The organism is Dapis brunnea BLCC-M229, from assembly GCF_050015995.1.
In the GTDB taxonomy this organism is placed as follows: Bacteria; Cyanobacteriota; Cyanobacteriia; order Cyanobacteriales; family Microcoleaceae; genus Trichodesmium.
In genome coordinates, this window is record NZ_JBNHEP010000177.1 from 16,289 (window position 1) to 38,811 (window position 22,523).

Genomic DNA, 22,523 nt, shown 5'->3' on the forward strand with positions numbered 1-22,523 from the left:
CCATAAGATTATCAATATTTTTGTTGAATAAAAATTCATGCGTAGGTACGAACGACCCCCAATAATTACATACTACCATGATTTTTTTGCGGATGCAACTAAAATATCTTTTCGTCGCGGATTTTTTTTTTGGTAGCTCCACAGAATGCAGATTTAGATTAAATTAGGTTGCATTTATTAATCACAATATAATGCTGAAGTTAGAAGTCAATGGAGATTTAACAATGACTAAGCCTGACTTTAAAAAAATGACACGGCAAGAACTGAGGTTTTATGTTTTGGCTCATCGAGAGGATGATGATGCTATAGAAGCGTTGATTCAACGAGGAAATCATGAGTGGTTAGCAAAGCAACCAAAAGCCGAAGGTTACAAAAAATTATCTAGAAAACAAGTATTAGAAAAACTTTTAGAAGAAACACTTGAGAGTGCTGCTGCTCAATATTACTACTATTTTCCAGCACACTATTTTAAAGTAATTTACACTCTAGAAAATATAGTAACTTCAGAAAAATTATTGAATTGGATATCTACAAATCAGCATATATGTTTAATAGATGTTGGATGTGGAGCAGGAGCAGCAACTATAGCATTTTTAGAAAAAATTATATCTTTTCGAGAAAAGGAAAAATTTACAAATTCCCTAGAAATAGTATGTATAGCAATAGATAAAAATCCTAGTGCTTTAGCAATATATAACCAATTTGTGAAAGAAGTAAAAAACCTACTCGCTCAATTAAATATTAAATTAATATATCAAATTTATCCTAGAAGCTTACAAGAGCGAGTTTCACATATAATTAAGTTTATTAATGACCAGTGTAATCAATGGGGTCAACCTTGTATATCTAATACTATCCTTCTCCAATCTAATGTTCTTTCTGGTTTTAAAGTAGGTTTTGATTCTCTTCAAAAAGATTATAAAATATTACAGGAATTAGGAATAACAACAAATGAAGTTATAGATAGTAAATATGAATTTGGGATTGATGAAGCTCGTGCATATAAATGGTTATTTGAGGATGCAGCAATTGATAGCTTGCATATAATAACAGTAGGAACACAAGAATATTCAGGAAGTGTAACAAAAATAGTTGATTCACTAAAGTCGGTATTTTTTGAAAGCGCTCATATTGTAGAAAAAGTATCCGATAAATCTGATTGTAAAACTAAGTTTAAGAATCCATATCATAGCAAGTGGTGGAATAAAGAAGATAAAATATACGAATCTCAAAAAGCATTTCATGTAAATTATACTACTGTCATTAATTCAAATTTACAAAATGATAAAGATTGGCATGAATTAATTGATTTAAAGAACTTAGAAAAGGCATGGGTGAGAGCCAGAAAACATTTAAAATCAGAATCATTACCTGACGAAATTGAATATAGATTATTTGAAATAAACCTTGCTAAAAACCTTCAAAGATTACAGCAGCAATTGAAAGTTTATATAAAAGAAGTGGTAAATTCAGAGGATAATTTACATTATAAATTTCCTAAAAATGTATCTCAGAGTCGTCCTAGAAGTTTATCAAGATTAGAAGGAGAAATTCTCTCAACTGCAATTATTCAAAATTTTCCAGAAAAGACTTCTTCATTAAATGGAAATAGTCAAGCTTATCGTATTTCATCATCCGAACGTCAGACAGAATATTTATACAACTCTTGGTTTACTTTATATCGTGATTTTCTTGCAGAAGCACGCAATATAGCACAGCAAAAAGAAAATCAGAATGGCGTAATAATTTGTGTTGATATAGAATCTTTTTATACAAAAATAATTCAAGCTCGTCTAATTGAATTAACTGCAGAAGAGTTAACAGAAAGTAAACGGATACGTTGGTTATTAAAAATACTACTGTCAAAAAATTTGGATGAGCATGAAATAGTTAAAGGAATTACCCAAGGAAGTATTGGCTCTGGGTTTTATGCAAATCTTTATTTAAAACCAATTGATGCTAAATTTGGTACCCAAGCAAAAGACAATGAGTGGAATGTAAGATTAATACGATATGTCGATGACATTATACTTATTATTCCCGATAAAAATGATGAAAAAGTAGTTTTAGAAGTTTTGACACAGGAGTTAGAAAATTTAGGATTGAAACTTAATGAAAGTAAAACAGAAAGATATGATAATGTGTCAGAGTTTATAGAAACTCTGGAAGAGAATAAGTTATTAGATGAACTAGATAAGAAATTTAAAGAAGTAGTTAATCCTCTATACATTTGTAATAGCAAATATCGTAAGGAGTTAATTAAAGCAGATAAAAGAGATAATGATAATCAATGGTGGTATTTAATAAGAATATATCAAAAATGTTTGCGTTCTATTGAAATTTATATTGATGTATCAGACTTAAGCCGGGGAATATATAGGTATTTATGGGATGAAAAAAAGCGACAGGAAGGACTTAAAGACAAAACAGAATTAAAGTTACCAAGATTAATTGATGATATTAATAATGAAGAGATTCATAATTGGGCTATAATTTTTCAGGATTGTAACTCTGACTGGATTAAAAAAAAGAATCTATTACGAAATGAACTTATTAAATTGTTTGTAGATAGCTGGAGAGAATTAGCTAATTTATTAAAAGAATCAAACAGCCGAGAAAAAATTAGTAAAACCAAAAAATTAAAGTCTTCTATCCGTTTTGCTTTTAACAAGTTATCTTTACTCGGTCTTGAAGAAATAAAAGATAAAACAGTTTATATTTTGTGTGAACAACCTTGGATTTTTAGTAACCTATTGCTAGTTTTGGAGAGTTTGTCTAAACAAGGATATAATAATGGCGTAGTTGAAGTAATAGCTTATTATGAAAAGAACTCATTACAAATAAGTGAATATATTCGGGCAGTTTCATTAAGAGCATTTCGTTTTTCAAGTCAAATCAACGAGTATATTTGGGAAAAAATAGTTGAATATTCTGTAGGTGGAGCTTCTACTGTAGAAAAATTAATGGCAACAGAAAGTTGGCTTTATTTAGGTCATCTATCAGAGCAATATGTGGAAGATAGTCACAAAAAATCTATTTCTGATGCTTTACGGAATGAAAAAAATAATAGATTAAAGAAAAACTATATATTGATTTTAGCAATGTATGATAATCAAGCAATGATTGAAGAAATAGATAGTAATGATTATATGCTTAAAACTGCTTATGATATTGCATTAGAAGGAAGTGAGAGTGTGCAAGAGTTATTGAGTAATAAAGAGCCAAAAGTTATTAGGGAATACTATAGTCCCAAGAGATTTGCTGGAACAGATGGTGAAGTTGATTATTCCGGATAATAGAAAAATAATACCTAAAATATTATTTAAAGTAGTTGGCGATCGCTTTCGTTTGCTACTCATATCTTTTCAATAAAAAGAAGTTTAAATCCCAACTTTAATAAGGATTTGAATCAATTTTTCCATTCTCCACACTAATCTGATAATAATCATCATTTAAGACTCTATTACTCAAATCAAAAGTTTCACCATTTCCCTTTTTCCAGATTTTGAACCTACTAAAAGTGAGTGGAGTTTGAGGTTCACATTCCTCTGGCAAATGGTCTCCTAAGACAAAATAAACAAACTTATCTCCTACTACTTTAGCTAAACCATTTTGATCTACAATTAACGAAGTATTTTCATCAATACCTATACCCAAAACTTCAGAAGATATTCCATCTCGTAGTAAACGAGCAACAAATGTCATTAACCTACCCATGCGATTGCGCTCAGAGAAATGGGTATCTATAATAGTATCCTGCAAATTCTCCCAGTGGAAAAAATCTTGACTAAGAGTAATATCTTTGTATGGATTTTTTAATGCAGTTTTAGTGGTAACTGTCTCAGAACAAGCATTAAAGACAAAATTACTTTGAATCATTGCTCCAGCACTTGTCCCACCAACTGCTCCACCTCTGGCAATAACAGACTTAATAGCTCGATGGACTCCTGTATTTCGATAGTTCCGCAAGTATTGACACTGGTCACCACCAGCAAAGAAAATCACTTCAGCATTCTGAATCTGTTCTACAACATTTTCTTCTTTAGCATTCTCCCGATCAGAAATGATTAGAGTCTTGACTGAGTATACCCCATCCATAGCGACAAGTGCTTGATTATAGGCATCGCCCCCAGAGTGACGAATTACAATCACATCTATCCTATTAGTACAAGAATAGCATCCTCGGACTTGATTAATCATCCACTGGATTGCTTCGTCCACATCAAGGCCACCACCACCCAAGTCATAAGCAGGGCCAGCTTGTTGTAGACTCAGATTAACAGAATTGTCATAACTGTAGCTTATTGCCTGGGGAGGAAAAACTAATACTATAGCAACTATTAATAATAAAACCACTGTTATTTTTAGTGATTTTTTGAATAAAGAAATTAAAAGCGAGTTTAACAAGAAAAGAAACCTCATAAATAAATTCCTAGATGGTAATATCACAATAATTTTATCTCAATCATCAACTCTTGCGCCTGTTGTTTTTTTTAACATAACAATAACCACAAGTTAATCAAAAAGTTGTAATATATACTAACTTGATTGATGCTGTTGAATGAAAATGTCTAAATACAAAGCTATAGAAGTTAAAAATCTTGATAAAAGCTTTAAAGGTAAACCTGCTCTGAAACAAGTAAACTTCAGTATTGAAGTAGGTGAAATGGTTGCTATAGTTGGTGCTTCTGGTTCTGGAAAATCTACTTTGCTACGACATATCAATGGTTTAGAAAAAGGAGACAAAGGTACAGTTTATGTATTTGGTACAACATTACAAACAGATGGTAAATTTCACTCAAATATTAGAAAATTACGTTGCCAAGTAGGTTGCATTTTTCAGCAGTTTAATTTAGTTAAACGACTGACAGTTATTGAAAATGTTTTAGTGGGAAATCTAGGAAAAATGTCTCTGGTAAATTCAGCACTACGTCTATTTACAAAAGAGGAAAAAATACAAGCACTTACTGCATTAGAAAGAGTAGGAATTTTAGAGCAAGCTTATAAAAGAGCTTCTCAACTTTCCGGGGGACAACAACAAAGAGTAGCGATCGCTCGTTGTTTAGTACAGAAAGCTAAAATTATTTTGGCAGATGAACCTATTGCTTCTCTAGACCCAGAGTCTGCTCGTAAAATAATGGAATTATTGTGCGAACTTAACCGGGAAAATGGGATTACTATTGTTAGTTCCCTACATCAAGTTCAAATGGTACGTCGCTATTTTGAGCGGAGTATTGCTCTGAAAAATGGAGAGGTTGTATTTGATGGTAAAACAGTTAATCTTGACGATAATAATCTTGACAAACTTTATGGTGCAGCAGCAGCAGAACTTATTTTGACTGGTCATGGAGAATTGGTTTAGGTAAACTAACTTATACCAATTTCATAAACTTGGGCTAGACTACTTACCTGCTGCTAGATTATATGATTTGATTCTTAAGATATGATGTGTAGCCATACTTGAGCAAATTGGTATTATAGTGATTTAGTAATCTGATTTTCAGATGAATAGTTATAAATAATTAGGGGGAAGAGGAGGAAGAAAGGGTAGTCCTAAGAATGTAATAATTTTGGTTGGTACATTCTTTGAATTGTCAGAAGGTAGACGAGGAAAATTATTGCTTGTTTACCAGTATTGAAAGTCTTATATATAAGGCAAAAATTTACCGAAAAATTAAGGTATAAAGCCTCTCCATTCATGGATAAAAAGTGGTCTAGAGATGGCGAGAAAACCTCTCAATATCCAATTGACCAAGAGAAGAAAAAAACCTTTTAGCCAATTTTTCTATTACAGAAGAGATAATTGTTAATTGTTAATTTTTTGAACAGCCTTTACTTAGCTAGTTAAATACCAGTCTTAAATAATTGTTTTATCTGAAATATAATCATACAACAAAACAATTACCCCTGGAAAAAAATCGATTAGTAGATGATATATATAGTATAAATAAGAGACTGTTTGTAAAGGAAAGATAAAAAGCAGATAGGAAATAGGGAATAGGCAATAGGCAATAGAGAAGAAGAAATTAAGATAACTATTTGTCAGTTAAAAATCTGGAAATATATATACCTTTGCACCTTTGGTATCTACCAAATTTCAATTTATTGAAGTACTACCGCTTTTAGATTTTAGTCACTATTTGCTCTCTTAAGAATTATTTTACAAATAGTATCTAAATATAAAAATATTGAAGGATTAACTGGCAATGAATAGGAAGAATTATTAGGAAAAGTAATTAATATCAAAATCAAAGGTTTTCCGGAGCAAAATAAAGTCAAGTCGTACCCAATTCATACATAGATAGTTGTCATTTCAGTTATCAGTTATCAGTTATCAGTTATCAGTGATTACTGCCTGAAGTTGGTAGCTTGAAATCAGGAATATTTTAATTTTTATCCCCTTGAAAGGGGAGGCTTGTTACCTCTTTTTCTTAGTCAAAAAGAGAATATGGAATAGCTTCAGACAAAATTCATGCATAGATAGATAGTTACAGTAAAATGCTCTGGAAAACTGTAAGTAAATATAAGTTTATCTATTCTTTTTGCCATCATTTCTACACCTGATACAAAATCCGATTACTGAAGATATTTGATGCTAAATAAACTTAAACTCTCTCCCCATTTCCCTTACACCCTATCTCCTCATGTGGCATTGGTAAATCAACAGATGAAACTTTAAGATTAATTTATTTTTGATACCTCTAAATATCTCTAACCAGAGCAAGTGATGGGTATCACCCCTAGTAGAAAATTATCTTACCAATTACCAACGCCCCTCATCTACATAAAACAATACTCTATAAACCAGATTTTGTTATGATACCTTTGATCCAAAGTAAAGATATATAAAAAAAATCAAATTTGACAAACTAAAGTTTTTCTCCTTGTCTTAATTTAAGCAGGTTTCGCTTGAGATTTTTTTTCTAACAAACGCCTAATTGAAGATTTTTCAATCAACCCAACTAAAACACCATTTTCACCAATAACAGTTAGCTGATTAATTTGCTTTTGTTCTAACAAAGAAACTACTTCTAATAGGGTAGTTTGAGCAGTTACAGCTTCCATGTTTGTTACAGGTTTCATTAATTCTTTCACCTCAACTAAAGGCCATTCTGAAGTATTAACTATTTTCAAATCATCAACATTAATTATTCCTAATAACTGCCCTACTTCATCTGTAACTAAAAATTCCTTTCTAGTTTCTTTCCCAATAATATATTCATTCACAAATTCTCGTAAAGACAGATTTACTGACACAATTGGATTATTAGGAACAATAGCATCTACAGCAGTTAAATCCGCAAGCACACCTTGAATTTCTCCATATTGAGCAGAACGACCAGCATTTTGTAGGAGAAACAAACCAATGAGAATATTCCAAAAATTAGGAAAACTACTAAATAAAAATGTGGGAATTAAACCAGAAATTATTGCTAACCAACCAAATGCTTGACCTACTCTACTAGCAAAAATAATTCCTTTGTAAGGGTTATTAGTGATTTTCCAAACAATAGATTTCAGGATATTACCACCATCAAGTGGTAAACCAGGAATTAGGTTAAATAATGCCAGGACTAAGTTGATGTAAGCTAATAGTTGAATAATTGATTCAACTGGTCCGGTAATGGCTGTATAAATATTAATTGCTGTGAATAAACCGAATAATACTATACTAACTAAAGGACCAGCAATTGCTACCCAAAACGCTTCTGCTGGTGTTTTTGATTCTCTATCTAAACTAGCTAAACCTCCGAAGATAAATAGGGTAATTGATTTGACTTCTATTCCTTGAGATAGAGCAACAAAACTATGTCCTAACTCATGAGCTAAGACAGAGGAAAATAACAATAATGCTGTTATTAATCCTAGTATCCAAGGTAAAATTCCACCCAATTCTTGAGGAAATTGAGTTGCTAGGTTGCCACCGTAAGTAAAAGTAAGCAGACCCAAGACTAGAAACCAGGATGAGTTAATATAAAATGGTATGCCAAATAGGTTGCCGACACGAAAAGATCCATTCATAAATTTATCCTCTTAAGTTAATCTTTAGTTAAGGCTAGTTTTTACCTCTTTGAAATTCACATATTTACTCTAACAAAATATAAATAAGCTTTGTTGTTTATTGATATAGTGGTATCCCTCCCCTAATGTTCGGTTATAGGAAAGTTAACTAAATTATATTGTGAAAAAATTTCTCATATTCGCTCGCAATTTATAGCTTCTTCCAATTGAGTGAGATACATAATTTAGGATGTGCAGACTAAAATAATAATTATATTTGAATTATCAATTAATAAATATAGGTGTTATATCAATTTTATAAATGTTCGCTACCAATAGTGGATATTAATCATAACTGTTTGTTTTTGCTATCAAGTTTATTGATATGATTTAGCAATAAAATTTACCATTTTTCTTCCTTATTTCCTATTTTATTCACACTTTGGTTTTTCTTTCTTCCCCAGCTACACTCTTTGTAACATTATTTTTTCAAAATTGTCTTAATAGTAACTGAGAGAATAAAATTGATTTTCCACCTACTTATTGTAAATATAAATAGCAGGTAATAAATATTAACTAGCTATCAGCTTTAAACAGCAAGTAGAGGTAAGTTTTCAGCTATCAGCTAGCCTCCTGCGGAGGAACTTAGTTAACAGCTATGAAGTATTGAATGATTATCTTTTTACGCTGATAGCTGATAGCTAATTGCTGAATGCTGAATGCTTACGGATAATCTGATTTTCACCAGAAGTCTATTTAAGTCAAAAGAAAAAATTCAGGAACATATAAATAGTTGTTTTAATAGGAATTTAGTATCCTCCGAAAACACAAATCAAATATCAGTTTTTTTATAGTTTAAATCTAACCATAATCGTCTAAAATCATATAAAAATCTATTATTTTATCGAGTAATAGATGATTTGTTTGAATGGTAGATAATTTGACGCAGTTACGACCTAGTATCCTAACTGATAACTATTTCGCTATAGCAATCCTATTTTATTCGTGTTCTTACTGCTTTTTAGGAAACACTTAACTGGGAACAGGGAACAGGTAAGAGTTTTAGTTTTTTTATTTACTTTTTGATTATCCGCAACCTATGCGCGGATTGCTATATGCGACATATTTGCAGAATTCCGTCAGGAAAAAACACAGTTACCGAATAATTAATTTAAAGCCTCTCCTTTCAAGGAGAAAAAAGCGGTCGAGGGATGGCGAGGTCTCCTCGCCATATCCAATCGACCAAGAGAAGAAAAAATTTTCCCTACCGCGTTAATCCTCTTTTTTTCAAGGAGAAGAAAAAATTTTCCCCACCGCGTTAATCCTCTTTTTTTCAAGGAGAGGTAATAATTAATTATTAATTATTGAAAAGTCAGGAGGCTTTTCATCTGCGAAGCAGGAGGTTAACTCAAATGACCTTGGTTAATTGTATATCAAATAAAAATTAGTAGTAAATAAATAGTTTTTATGAAGAATCAACCATTATGGATAGCTTTGTTGAGTGGGGGAATAACTACAATTACAACTGCTATTGTAACACTGGTTTATCCGCCAAATTTTATCAGCAAAACTCATCAGAATTATGCCATCGCCTGTACAGCAGGTATCACCAGTTTTATCACAACATTTAGCTTAAGTATAATAACTGCGCAAAAACTGCGTTCTTCAATCAATAGATTAGATAATTATCTAGAAGGTATTTCTACAGGGAACTATAATTTTAGAGCTCCTATTTATACTAACGATCGACTCCTTAATTTGACCAAAAAATTTAATTTTATGGCTGATGTAATTTGTAATCTTCTAATTAATATTAAAATTCAGGAAGAAAGAAGCGAACAAGATAAAGAAAAAATTGCCAGTCAAGTTATAAAATTGTTAGATAAAGTAGACGCTGCTGCCCATGGGCAACTTTATCTGAAAGTCAAAGTTAGATGTGAAGAATTAGGAATAATTTCTTATTCCTTTAATATGACTATCGACAAATTTTGGAAACTTGTTAAAGAAGTAGATTATGCTGCTAAAAAAGTTGATATTCTAGCGACAGATAGCAAAACTACTTTTCAAAACTTATCCCTAGGAAGTCAGTGTCAAGTAGAAGAAATAGCTTCTTTTCTCAACACCTTAGAAGTAATAATTGATTCTTTTTATCAAAGAGCATACATAGCCTGGGAAGCTGAACAAGTTGCTCAAGAAATTAGTATTTATGCTTCCACAAGTTGCCTGGAAATAGATGAGGTATTCAATGAAATTATGGCAGCACATACCTTAATTTCAGAAATTAATCACAAAGTTCAAATATTTGCCAATTATAATTATAATTTAAACAAAATTCAATCTTTAATTTCTCAAATTAATACTCACAGTCAAATTTTGTTACTAAATACTGATATTTTTGCTTCTAGAAAAACTAGCAATGAAGATGTAGTAAGAATAGCAAAAGAATTGCAATATCTGGCAAATAATTGGGAATTAGTCAAGAAAAAATTAGAATATTTTCAACGCAAGATTGAAAGTTTAAATCTGACTATTCCTGAGAATAATATAGTTGTAAAGGAATTCCAGTCAAAAAAATTGGGAGAAGAAGTTAAGCGAGGGCTAACTAAAATTGTTCAGAAAGTCTATAAATTTAATAACTATATAGATAATGTTGCCTCTTGGGGAGAAAATCAGGCAAATAATCTACAAAAACTCACAAATTTTTTACAAATTATTCGCGATAAAAATATCGCTCAAGCCCAGGTAACAAAAGAAGTAGATGACTCCTTACAAACATTACTGAGTATTGCAGACACTTTGTCAGAATCAGTCCAAGATTTTCGTTTATAAAAAACAGGAAAATTATTGAAATTTTGTAATGTTTGTTTTGATAAAAAATTTTTTAAATTTATGTATTTTATGGAAAAATTCCACACTTCCCCCAAATAAAAATTTCATAACTTCCCACAACCAAAAATTTCACATCCCCACAGATATATCTATAATTTATGGAAAATTTTCACTGCCATACTCAAAGGGAAACCGACGATTTTTTCCCACAGTAGAAATTCCTGAGGCAGGCAAAAGATAAATCCAGAAAATTCCCCACTTCCCACAACCAAAAATTTCACATCCCCACAGATATATCTATAATTTATGGAAAATTTTCACTGCCATACTCAAAAGGAAAAAGTGACTATTTTCCAAGGTGGAATTTCACAACTCTTACTTCCAAACCCAAAAGTAGTTTCACTAGCATCTTGCTCTAACAAATTCACAACTTTTCCTATCCCTAAACCAGCGTCACTTTCCAAATTTAACTTTGCCTCTTTTCCCAAACTCTCATAACATCTGAACACCCAACTTTGATTATCCTCTGACCGTTTCAACGCCATCAAAATTAAGTTCTCAGCTTCCCAACCCAAAAAACGATAAACTTGTGGCAACTTTCCATGAGATTTTTCCTTACTAATCAAAGGCATTACCTTTACAAGCAAAGGCATATTTAATTCATAACCTCGTTGCACAGTTCCAGCATTTTCCCAACTTCCGATATGAGGATAAATAGCATAAGTAAATTCGTGAATTCCTACATCAGCTTCCGAGTCAGGCCAAGTCGAACCTCTCAATAAAGTTAAACGTAATTCATCTGGTTTGGCATCATATCCATATTTACAGTCATTCAATAAACTTACTCCATAATTATCTTGACTAATATCCCCCCAATGTAAAGCTGGAACTTCCCATTTTGCTTTCTCTGTTTCTGTCTGAAATTTAGTAGTTCTCTTAATTGCTCCACAAGGAATTTCATAAGTAGCAAAATCTGCTTCTATATTTATGGGAAAAGCTGCTTTGACTAAAGTGTGTCTTTCCTGCCAATTTACCCAACTTTTAATTTTTAATAGTGGAGAACCAATTTCGAGAATGTAATCCTGACGAAACTCAGAATTACCTATTTTTCTGATTACCCGCAGACAACTTTTTAATTCTCCCTGTTCTACCCAAGAAATATCTATTAATTTTGCTGGAGATAAAGGATGTTGCTGATAATTTGGATCGATATTCCAAGCATCCCAATATTGACCTTCATCACGAAAAGCTTGTAGTTGATTTCCTTCTGGTTTCCTCAGAATTTCCCGTTGATTAATCTTGTCAAAAATACTCTCTAGATTTCCTGTTGTTCCCTCTACCTTTACCCGTAATAAATCGTTCTCTAAAACCCATTTTTCTCTTTCTAAACTAACAGTATTGACATTTTGAATTTTTTTGGGTACTCTTACTGTAAACTTGCGGACGAGTGTACCTATATATGGTTTATTGCCCAAATCTGAAAATCCAGAACATAACCAAAACACTCGATAACCAACCCCAGGTATGTCAGAAGCAACAAACAGTAAATTCTTATCTGAGACCTGAGAAGTAATTATTTGCCCGGCATTGTCATAAACTTGCCAGTCATCATCCCTACTCTCTAAAGAACTTAGATGTTGGGAGTTAGGTCTTAGGGAAGAGGCAGAAGAAAAAGAAGATTCAGAGATTGTTTCTCTTCCTTTTCCACCTGGTCTCCCTTGCCTTCCTTCTCTCTCCTCATCTCCATCCCCTAATTCAAAGCTCTCTCCCCGCTCCCTAATATCCTTTTTTGCGGGAAGCGCTGGCAAAGCAACTGAAACTAATTCCGACCTTTGCCAATTCAAAGAATTAAACACAATCATCGGATAAACCATCCCACCCGCAAAAGTATCTACAGCAAAAGGTGGCGAAAAATCTACATTAGCAGCAACCCTCCCCATAGCCTCCGCCAAAATTTCCTTACCCAACCTTTCCGCCTCCTGCCAATTCTGATTAGCATCCACATAAACTTCCGGAATAGCCGAACCAGGCAAAATATCGTGAAACTGATTAAACAAAACCAACTTCCAAGCCATCTCCAAATCATTCTTTCGATAACAACTACCAGTCAAAATTGAAGCAAAAACAGAAAACAACTCCGCCTGGTACAACAAATTTTCACAACGACGGTTCCATCTTTTTTGCTCTGCATGAGTCGTGTAACACCCTCGATGAAATTCTAGATAAAGTTCATCCTGCCAAACAGGAAAATTCTGGTAGTTTTCCTCTACCAACTCAGTAAAAAAATTCTCAGAAGTAGAAAACTCCAACACAGGGAAAAAACCAGACTCTTGCCATCTCTTACCTACCTCCAACATATCTTGAGTCGGACCTCCACCATGGTCTCCCACACCAGGCAACCATAAAACATTTTTCCTGCCAGTTTTTGTCAACCACTCGCAAGCATACTTTGCCATTTTTACAGCTTCAATACTTTCTCCTATAGGAGGTAACATCAAACTTAAAATCTGACTTTTATCTGGAGATTCCCACCAAAAAACTTCAAAAGGAAACTCCGTAGAGTCATTCCAACGTAACTTCTGAGTAGCAAAATATTTTATATTTCCGCCTTTAAGAATTTGCGGAAGTTGCCAACAGAAACCAAAAGTATCTGGCAACCAAGCTACAGCAGAAAATCTGCCAAATTTTTCCCAAACATAACGTTGACCGTATAAAACTTGTCTAACTATTGATTCTCCTCCGACTGTATTTAATTCTGGTTCCACCCACAAACCAGCGGCAACTTCCCACTTACCTAAATCAATTTGTCGTTTAATTCTATTAAATAAGTCTGGTCGATTTTGTTCTATCCATTCATATAGTGCCGGAGTCGAATGACAGAAAATAAGTTCGGGAAAATATTCTTGTAAATTCAGTACAGATGAGAAAGTTCGTTGCGCAGCTTCCCAAGTTTCTTCCACATCCCATAACCAAGCTAAATCTAAATGAGCGTGACCTAATAATTTGATTTTTAAACTATTAATATAGTTGTCAGAAATTTTAGTTATTTCCGAGTGGAGCTTTAGTAGCGATCGCTCAAACTTTTCTCTTTCTCTAACTGTCTGCCAATCTATCAAACTGACAGATTTTTTTATTATCTCTAGGTAGAAGTCGCTTTCAGATTCTACTTTAGTCAAATATTCGAGCAAAATTTCCAATCTATCTGCCATAAAACCAGGGTCTAGCTGATAATTTTCTAGATTTTCATAGACACACCAAGACTTTACCAAAGCACCTCGGTCATGTTCCGGACTTACCAACTTAATGCCAATAATAAAAGTTTCTCCAACTATCGCTTTTTGACTCAGCAAAATTCGACTCGAACAGTCAAACAAATCCCCCGTTTGTACTAACTTACCATTCACATAAATTTCGGCAGATTCAGCCCACCAAGTCAAACCCAATCGTAAAGATAAACCAGTTAAAAAATAATCGTTTAAATGTGGGGGAATTATCAACTTTTGCCCTAACCATAAAACCTGTTTACCTTTTTCCCAAACAATATGTTTCCTTTCATTTCTTGTAGCTAACTGCCAAGCATCTAAATTTTCAAGTGCAGTAATAGGTATATCCTCTTGCCAATATCGCCATTTGTTTTGAATATCTACTTGAGTTAATTTTCTAAGTTGCTGAATTGTTGTAGAAATTTCTGGAATTAAAAATTGCATAAAATTTTGATTTACTGATTTAGTGAAAATGAGTATTCATTAGTTTGTTTCATTTCAGATATCAAACTAGATTTAGATTATCATTTTTTCTCCCTTGCTTAATTTTCAGAAAAATCTCTCTAACCACCGCCTTCGGCCAGAGCTTTTTTTGAGTTGAGAAATGAAACTAGATTGTAACTTTTTCTCCTGCTACCTAATATTGATAAAGCTTTATCTAACCACTACACTTCGACTCAGGAAAATTGCACAAAAACAGTCAAATAAATCTCTAAATATTTCCTTTATCAACTCAAAGCTGTTCCCCAAAAATACTGTGAAAAATCTCAGATAATTATTCAGATGCCAACCAGCCAATAAAATCTCTGAACTTGATTTTCAAACCCAATGTTTGATGTGATAATTTTTGTCGAAATTTCAAGAATAAAAAAAAATGGATAAAATGATAATTTGCTGATGAAGTTACCATAATTATCCAGAATTTTTTTTAATTTAGATATCAAACTAGATTGTAACTTTTTCTCCTCCTACCTAATTTTGATAAATCTCTCTCTAACCACTCCCTTTCGAGTTAGGAAAATTTTACTCAAACAGTCAAATAAATCTCTAAATATTTCCTCTATCAACTCAAAGCTGTTCCCCAAAAATACTGTGAAAAATCTCAGATAATTATTCAGATGCCAACCAGCCAATAAAATCTCTGAACTTGATTTTCAAACCCAATGTTTGATGTGATAATTTTTGTCGAAATTTCAAGAATAAAAAAAAATGGATAAAATGATAATTTGCTGATGAAGTTACCATAATTATCCAGAATTTTTTTTAATTTAGATATCAAACTAGATTGTAACTTTTTCTCCTCCTACCTAATTTTGATAAATCTCTCTCTAACCACTCCCTTTCGAGTTAGGAAAATTTTACTCAAACAGTCAAATAAATCTCTAAATATTTCCTCTATCAACTCAAAGCTGTTCCCCAAAAATACTGTGAAAAATCTCAGATAATTATTCAGATGCCAACCAGCCAATAAAATCTCTGAACTTGATTTTCAAACCCAATGTTTGATGTGATAATTTTTGTCGAAATTTCAAGAATAAAAAAAAATGGATAAAATGATAATTTGCTGATGAAGTTACCATAATTATCCAGAATTTTTTTTAATTTAGATATCAAACTAGATTGTAACTTTTTCTCCTCCTACCTAATTTTGATAAATCTCTCTCTAACCACTCCCTTTCGAGTTAGGAAAATTTTACTCAAACAGTCAAATAAATCTCTAAATATTTCCTCTATCAACTCAAAGCTGTTCCCCAAAAATACTGTGAAAAATCTCAGATAATTATTCAGATGCCAACCAGCCAATAAAATCTCTGAACTTGATTTTCAAACCCAATGTTTGATGTGATAATTTTTGTCGAAATTTCAAGAATAAAAAAAAATGGATAAAATGATAATTGGCTGATGAAGTTACCATAATCATCTAGAAGTTTGTTGACTTCAGATATCAAACTAGGTTGTATTTTTTTCTCCTCCTACCTAATTTTGATAAAAGTCTCTCTAACCAGAACCTTTCGACTCAGGAAAATTTGACTCAAATAATCAAATAAATATCTAAATATTTAGCCTATCAAGTCAAAGTTGTTCACCAAAAATACTGGGAAAAATCTCAGAGAATCATTCAGATTTATCCCTTACCATAAAATCTATTTATCTAATGGTCAAACCAGATGTTTGATGTGATAATTTTTGTCGAAATTTCAAGAATAAAAAAAAATGGAGAAAATGATAATTGGCTGATGAAGTTACCATAAGTATCCAGAGTTTTTTTTAATTTTAGATATCAAACTAGGTTGTAAATTTTTCTCCTCCTATCCTAATTCTGAGTTGCTCAATTTTTTTTGTGGAAAATTATGGAATTGAAAATTAGATAATTTTATAATTTCCTGATATAGTTAAATTGAGTATCTATAGCTTTTCCTTCAGAAATGTCAGACTAGAGTCAAGTTGTGATTTTTTTATCCGGCAAAAATTTGTTTATTACCTCCCTCAATTCCTAGTTAAGTTGTTCCATTTTACCTCAAGCAATGTAAATAGTATATTTTTCGTGTTTAAAGTAAACTCTGGAAAATTAATTAATTTATCTAATATCTAAGTAAAAATGACTTCAAGTCCCTATAAAAGTAAAGTATTAAATTTTGTGGCGACAAAATATCGCCAAATATTAACTCGAAGCGATCGCGCCTTCACTCACTTAAAATTTGCAGCTACTAACACAGTTCAATTGTTACTTTATCCTATATATGTGTTGCTGCAAACCTCTCGCCTAGCACTCAAACAACTACGACAAACAAACAAAAGCAATTTACCACAAATCAAAGAAAAAGTCAATAAAAAAATCAGTAAATATCGTAAAACTACTGACCAACCTATCCAAGAAGTATCAGTAATTTCAACACAAGATTATCCTAGACTATTAGAACCCTCAAAGCCTAAACCTCTGCTTAAAATGCAGTGCGAAGATTTCTCAGGATTAGAGATTGCAGAAAACCATAAAATATCAGACATTTCAGTCAGGGTCAAACAAGAAAATCCTCTAATATTAGAAACAGCCAAGATCGAAAAAAAAGTCCCATTGCAGCTTAAACCCTGTGCAGAACTTGTGCCAATGTTTGAACCTTTAGGAAGAATCTGGCAAATTATGGCTTGGGTACAAACCAGTAAAATTGCCTTGTGGTTCAATTTGTTTAAGGAATCGAATATAGCTTTAGACCAAAATGAACTAAAGCACCACAATAGAGGTTTTACTCAAAACCAAAGTCAGCCATTATTGTCAAGTTCAAATCTAACTTTCAGTGAGTTTATTCATAATTTAGGCAAACAGTATCTATACCCAATTACTAGAGGTCTAGGATTAAATGGTTTACTACCACCTTTTAAAATAGAAGAAGAATGGCAACTCGAGTCATTGTTAAAAGCAGAACTAGGCCAAGAAAATCAAAAAAAGCCTTTAGCTACCCAAGATAAAACGCCAATAGTTGCCTCATCAGTATCGCCATTTGAACCAGAAACATTTCAGATAGCCACCTCTTTAACAACTAAATCTCTAATTAGGGCAGGAAATATAGAAAAATTAGGAAAAGAGAAAAATTTCCCTTTAGATCGGCACTTATCTCACCAGACCATCTTAACTTCTAATAATTCTAATAATTCTGCCAAAAAAGAGGCGATCGCATTCAAAGAAGTTTTGAGAGATATAGATGGACATAGAATTGAACAGAAAGGAAACTATAGCATAAACAGTGCCAAAATATCTGTTCAAAGTTATAACTCACAAAGTAGACCCAAACACCAACCAAACTGCTTAGAAGTAGAATCAGTTTCAGTAGGGTATGTCAAACATCCCCTAGAAATAATATTGGGGTGGGTAGATGTGATTATGACATGGCTAGAAAAAATATTTGTACAGGTGTGGCAATTGTGTCAACAAAAGTTGAAAAATTTTTGACAAATGATTGTGGTAAAATGAGTCAACATTTAGATATGATAAGAAAGTTGTAGATATTTGATCGAAAAAATTCGGTCTGAAACCCTATCCTTTAAGGAGAAATAATAAATGCTGACTTTGAAAATAGTTGTTAATATCGTTGTTCTATTCTTTGTCTTATTATTTATCTTTGGATTCTTATCCAATGACCCTGCACGGAACCCTAGCGGTCGGGACATGGAGTAAACCTGTATCAAAATTTTAGCTTCTACACGGGAGTTACCCTACATTGAAAAGTAGTAAATTAGGGATTAGTCCTAGCATTAAAGCCATAAATAAGAAGAGGAAAATGCTCTCTTACTCAAATCGAAAATATTGAATATAAAATTGTGGCTCCTCCACAGAAGACAAATAAATGCTGATATTGTGGGAGCGTCACTCAGCCTGGAAGTCCACTTATTTTGTGCAGTGTTACGTTCCAGGCTAATTTTTGACATAATTTACAGAATATGGTAATAAATATAATCCATCTAACTGAAGCTATCTGAAGAGCCTCATTAGTTAACTTTTGACTTTCAAGTCAATCTATATAGCAATGCTATTTAATTCGTGTCCAAAAATTACCTCTGAGCATCAGAGAGTAGGACTGTCCAAAATTTGGTAGTCACCATGACTGGGACATTAACCCAAGTATAAATATTTTAGCTGCTGGGCTAGCAGTGTCAGCGCCAGTCGCTCATGGGGGAGACCCCCAAGACCGCGCTGTCTTGTCTGTGGAGCGACCATAAGACCGAAAAGAGGTTTGGCAAGGGAGGCAGGTGCTATGTTTCGCTACGCGACATGAAAAGCGCAGCTCCTCTGCAAGAGGCAGCAGAAAGCCCCTATCAGTAATCTTAGGGAATCCCACCCTGTCTCATAGAGCAGTGTCGGGAAGATGTCAAGATGAACTCTAATCTTTAAATCTCGTGAACTTAGTATTTCTATCCGAAATATGTCCTACCCCCTGCCACCTCCAGAACTACCTCCTATTGTTCAAACCCTACCTTCAGCGTCTGTAGTCCAGTCTGTTACAGAGGCACAACAGGAATTATCCACTCCAAATCAAAATCAATCAAGTCCAACGTCAAAATTAAACCAGGTTCCCGAAGAAATCAGAATATCTGCAAAGAACACTTTCTTAGGAGAAGAGTTCAGAGAAACTGTGTTGTACAAATTTCCTCAAATTACCTCAACTTTTGACCATACTCAGAAAGTCGGTCCAATTCACACAACCTCAGCCAATCTTGGACCACCAATAGAAATAGATATATCATCAGCACAGAGAATTTCAGCTCTCGAAAGCAAAATCAATTCAGGTAGAAAACAAAAATTCTCCTCCACCTCCTTCTCAGATTTCTCAGAATATGCTGTGTCTGAAAAAGAAGCCCAAACTACTCAACAAACAAACTCGCTTAATGTCAATAATAGTAGAAAAATATTAGAACATTTTAGTAGCAAAAAACAACCAATTCCCTCAAAATTTCAGATAGGGCAAACCATCAGAGAAAACAATATCCCAGAACTACCAAACCTTCCCCAAGACGAACAACCCACTCGTGAACCTGACACCCCAGAATCAGAAGACAAAAAAGAAGGAACCCCTATTCCCATACCAGAATCAGAATCTCAAACTCAAGACTCAGACAAAAAAACAACAGAGGATAGACAACCTATTCAAATACCTCTACCAGCAGATGTAGTCGAAGTAACTGCAGACCGCCAAGAATATAACGAACAACGGCAACTTATTAGTGCAGAAGGTAAAGTGACAGTGCGGTTTAGTCAAGGAGTAGTTAGTGCTGACAAAGTACAAGTTAACCTAACAACTCGTCAACTTCTAGCAACAGGAAATGCTGTGTTTGCTCAAGGAGAGCAAGTCTTGCTTGGGGAGCGCATGGAATACAACTTTGCTCTTGACAAAGGATTAATTGAAGAAGCAAGTGGAATTATTTTTGTTGGAAACGCAGAAGAAAGCGTGTCATCATCCCTACCTACCACAGAAGGAGTAGGAGCATTAGGGGCAAGATCATTAAGCGATAGCATTACCGCTACTCAACCTCCAACAAAAGTGAAAGCTACTGGAGGCACAAAAGTTACATTTGAACCCAAACTAGAAGCACCAGAGCAGTCAGGAACAGTTAACCGACTGCGCTTTGAAGCTGACCGTCTCAACTTATTAGGTGCTGGTACCTGGGAAGCAATAAATCTTCGACTAACCAATGACCCGTTTTCACCTCCAGAGGTAGAATTAAGGTCCGATCGCGCTACACTTAGACCCTTATCTCCCTTTCAAGATGAACTGATAACCAAAAAATCTCGGTTAGTATTCGACCAACGTTTTAGTTTGCCACTATTTCGCGAACGAACAGTTATCGATCGCCAGCAACGAGACCCGCTCCCAATTCAAATTGGTTATGATCAAGACGATCGAGGTGGTTTATTTGTTGAAAGTACATTTGAACCTTTTGTTCCAGGACCTTTGCAAATCAGGCTAACTCCCCAATACTACTTAGAAAGAGCATTTTTTGGTGGCGGTGAAGACGACTCCCCTATAGATGGTAACGTTTTGGGTCTCAAAGCTTCCGTCAATGGTGCCATAACACCCACAACTCAACTAGAAGGACGAGCTACATTTCTCACATTTAAAGATTTTCCCGACCTAGAAGAAGATGACTTTCGAGGTAGTATTCGACTAAGACAGTCATTCCAAGGTTACAATTTAACAGGAGAGTATAGTTATCGCGATCGCTTATTTAATGGTAGTTTAGGATTTCAAACTGTTCACAGTAGTGCGGGCGTTGTTCTTACTTCCCCCCTAATACCAATAGGTGAAACTGGCGCCCAACTCAGTTTTCAGACTGGTTATCAAGTTGTGAATGGTAGAACAGATCGCCGAGAGTTGTTAACCGATCTCCAACCATTTGAACCCTTACCTGATGATGAAGATGATGATGATAGCGATCCTAGATCGCGAGCTGACCTAGGTCGTTTCCAGAGTGTAGTGTCTCTGAGATACCCACTAACCATCTGGAGTGGTGAACCATTACCCGCTACCCCGACTCAGGGTTTGAGATATACCAGCAAACCAGTAGTTCCGTTTCTGCAAATGGTCTTAGGACTTACAGGTGCTACTAGCATTTATAGTAATGATGAAGACCAATCTTTTGTGCGTGGGAGTCTTGGGTTTACTGGACAGTTTGGGCATTTTTCCAGAGACTTTTTTGATTATACTGGATTTAATTTAACTTATAGCCAGACTGGTCTGAGCGGTCAGTCACCTTTTTTCTTTGACCGCGTTGAAGATACAAATGTCCTTTTGTTTGGTTTCGTCCAACAGATTTATAAAGGTTTTCGGGTAGGCTACCAGAGTGGTCTCAACTTAGAAAATGGTGATATTCTTGACGATCGAATTACATTAGAATATAGTCGTCGTACTTATGGGGTAGTATTAAGTTTTAGTCCCAGACGACGAACTGGTACATTTAGCCTCCGGATCAGTGACTTCAACTGGCAAGGTGGTACAACTCCGTTTTCTGGGGAAGATGTTCGACCTGTTGGTGGTGGTGTGGTTAGGTAATATCAAATCCGGTTGAATACCTATTATATAGTTGGGGAAGATGGGGAGATGGGGGGATGGGGAGATGGGGAGATCGATATCCACTCCTAACCCCTCCCAGGAGGTGAATTTGGGGAATTTAGGAAGATTGAAGGCAAGAAGTAATTTCAGAAATTATCAACATATATAATATAATCGGATTCTATGTGCAATTAACCGGATTTGATATAACTTGAAGAAGGAGTCAGGAGTCAGGAGTCAGGAGTCAGGAGAAGTGGGAATTATAGAGGAGGTAGGAGAAAGAATGGCCTCTTGATCTTTCCTATCAAATCCGCCTAATTGCACATAGATCCAATAACCTCATAATCAAGGTTTTAAGCTATTAGACATCTCCAATAATAAAAACAGGAAATCAATTGTTCCACTAGACGCATCAATTCTTTCTCCCTGCTCCCTACTCCCTGCTCCCTGCTCCCCCTTTTCTGGAGATGTCTATTGATTGTGAGGTTATTCAGTTACAGTCGATGGGGGTATCGCTACCCCTCACCTCTGTTTCAGAACCGTGCATGAGAGTTTCCAGCTCACACGGCTCCTAATAACTAAGGTTACTTCGAGGTTAGGTTCACATACTCCCTTCTACAACCTTGAAATCAAGGTTTAAGCGGGTTTGACACTATACTCAGGTGCAATAATGACTCTTAACCATCGACTTCTTATTTATAGTGGGCACGACTTCCACTTCACACCTTGGGAGCTAGCGAGTGACTCCCTAACGGTTTCTGATTTCACCGCCTACCTTAATTACCTCCTCACGTCTGCCTATCCTGACCATTACTCCAGGCTTGCTTCGCAGAGGTTTCCTAAACCCTAAAAGCCATTGGTTACGCTTTTCCTACTCTTGTTTTGGTAC

At 34.3% G+C, this 22,523-nt stretch carries 9 protein-coding genes; 6 read left to right on the forward strand and 3 right to left on the reverse strand.

Annotation, left to right across the window (positions count from 1 at the left end; translation table 11 throughout):
* The first annotated feature begins 224 nt into the window (after positions 1-224).
* The gene (locus ACP6PM_RS20170; RefSeq protein ID WP_426587754.1) at positions 225-3,296 is read left to right on the forward strand and encodes a DUF6887 family protein; all 3,072 of its coding nucleotides are present in this window, start codon (positions 225-227) and stop codon (positions 3,294-3,296) included.
* 97 nt (positions 3,297-3,393) lie between these two features.
* Here ACP6PM_RS20170 and ACP6PM_RS20175 read toward each other — a convergent pair whose 3' ends face one another.
* The gene (locus ACP6PM_RS20175; RefSeq protein WP_426587756.1) at positions 3,394-4,356 is read right to left on the reverse strand and encodes a cyanophycinase; all 963 of its coding nucleotides are present in this window, start codon (positions 4,354-4,356) and stop codon (positions 3,394-3,396) included.
* Between the two features lie 211 nt (positions 4,357-4,567).
* Between ACP6PM_RS20175 and phnC the strand changes: the two genes are divergently transcribed.
* The gene (phnC, locus tag ACP6PM_RS20180; protein ID WP_426587758.1) at positions 4,568-5,362 is read left to right on the forward strand and encodes a phosphonate ABC transporter ATP-binding protein; all 795 of its coding nucleotides are present in this window, start codon (positions 4,568-4,570) and stop codon (positions 5,360-5,362) included.
* Positions 5,363-6,894: 1,532 nt separating this feature from the next.
* Here phnC and ACP6PM_RS20185 read toward each other — a convergent pair.
* Positions 6,895-8,022, reverse strand: coding sequence for a site-2 protease family protein (locus ACP6PM_RS20185; RefSeq protein ID WP_426587760.1), 1,128 nt, complete (start codon positions 8,020-8,022; stop codon positions 6,895-6,897).
* A 1,446-nt stretch (positions 8,023-9,468) separates the two neighbouring features.
* Between ACP6PM_RS20185 and ACP6PM_RS20190 the strand changes: the two genes are divergently transcribed.
* On the forward strand, positions 9,469-10,830 hold the full coding sequence (locus ACP6PM_RS20190) for a hypothetical protein (protein ID WP_426587761.1): 1,362 nt from the start codon (positions 9,469-9,471) through the stop codon (positions 10,828-10,830).
* Positions 10,831-11,159: 329 nt separating this feature from the next.
* On the opposite strand, the gene ACP6PM_RS20195 is transcribed toward ACP6PM_RS20190, so the two are convergent.
* On the reverse strand, positions 11,160-14,537 hold the full coding sequence (locus ACP6PM_RS20195) for an alpha-mannosidase (RefSeq protein WP_426587763.1): 3,378 nt from the start codon (positions 14,535-14,537) through the stop codon (positions 11,160-11,162).
* 2,155 nt (positions 14,538-16,692) lie between these two features.
* Between ACP6PM_RS20195 and ACP6PM_RS20200 the strand changes: the two genes are divergently transcribed.
* The 3 genes from ACP6PM_RS20200 to ACP6PM_RS20210 all read left to right on the forward strand — a co-directional run bounded on the left by ACP6PM_RS20200 (position 16,693) and on the right by ACP6PM_RS20210 (position 21,634).
* On the forward strand, positions 16,693-18,039 hold the full coding sequence (locus ACP6PM_RS20200) for a hypothetical protein (protein WP_426587765.1): 1,347 nt from the start codon (positions 16,693-16,695) through the stop codon (positions 18,037-18,039).
* 108 nt (positions 18,040-18,147) lie between these two features.
* Positions 18,148-18,264 carry a photosystem II reaction center protein I gene (locus ACP6PM_RS20205; protein ID WP_011612663.1) on the forward strand — a complete coding sequence of 39 codons (117 nt, stop codon included), beginning with the start codon at positions 18,148-18,150 and terminating at the stop codon, positions 18,262-18,264.
* Positions 18,265-19,009: 745 nt separating this feature from the next.
* A complete protein-coding gene (locus ACP6PM_RS20210) occupies positions 19,010-21,634 on the forward strand; it encodes a DUF3769 domain-containing protein (protein ID WP_426587766.1) in 2,625 nt (874 codons plus the stop codon).
* Positions 21,635-22,523: the final 889 nt, after the last annotated feature.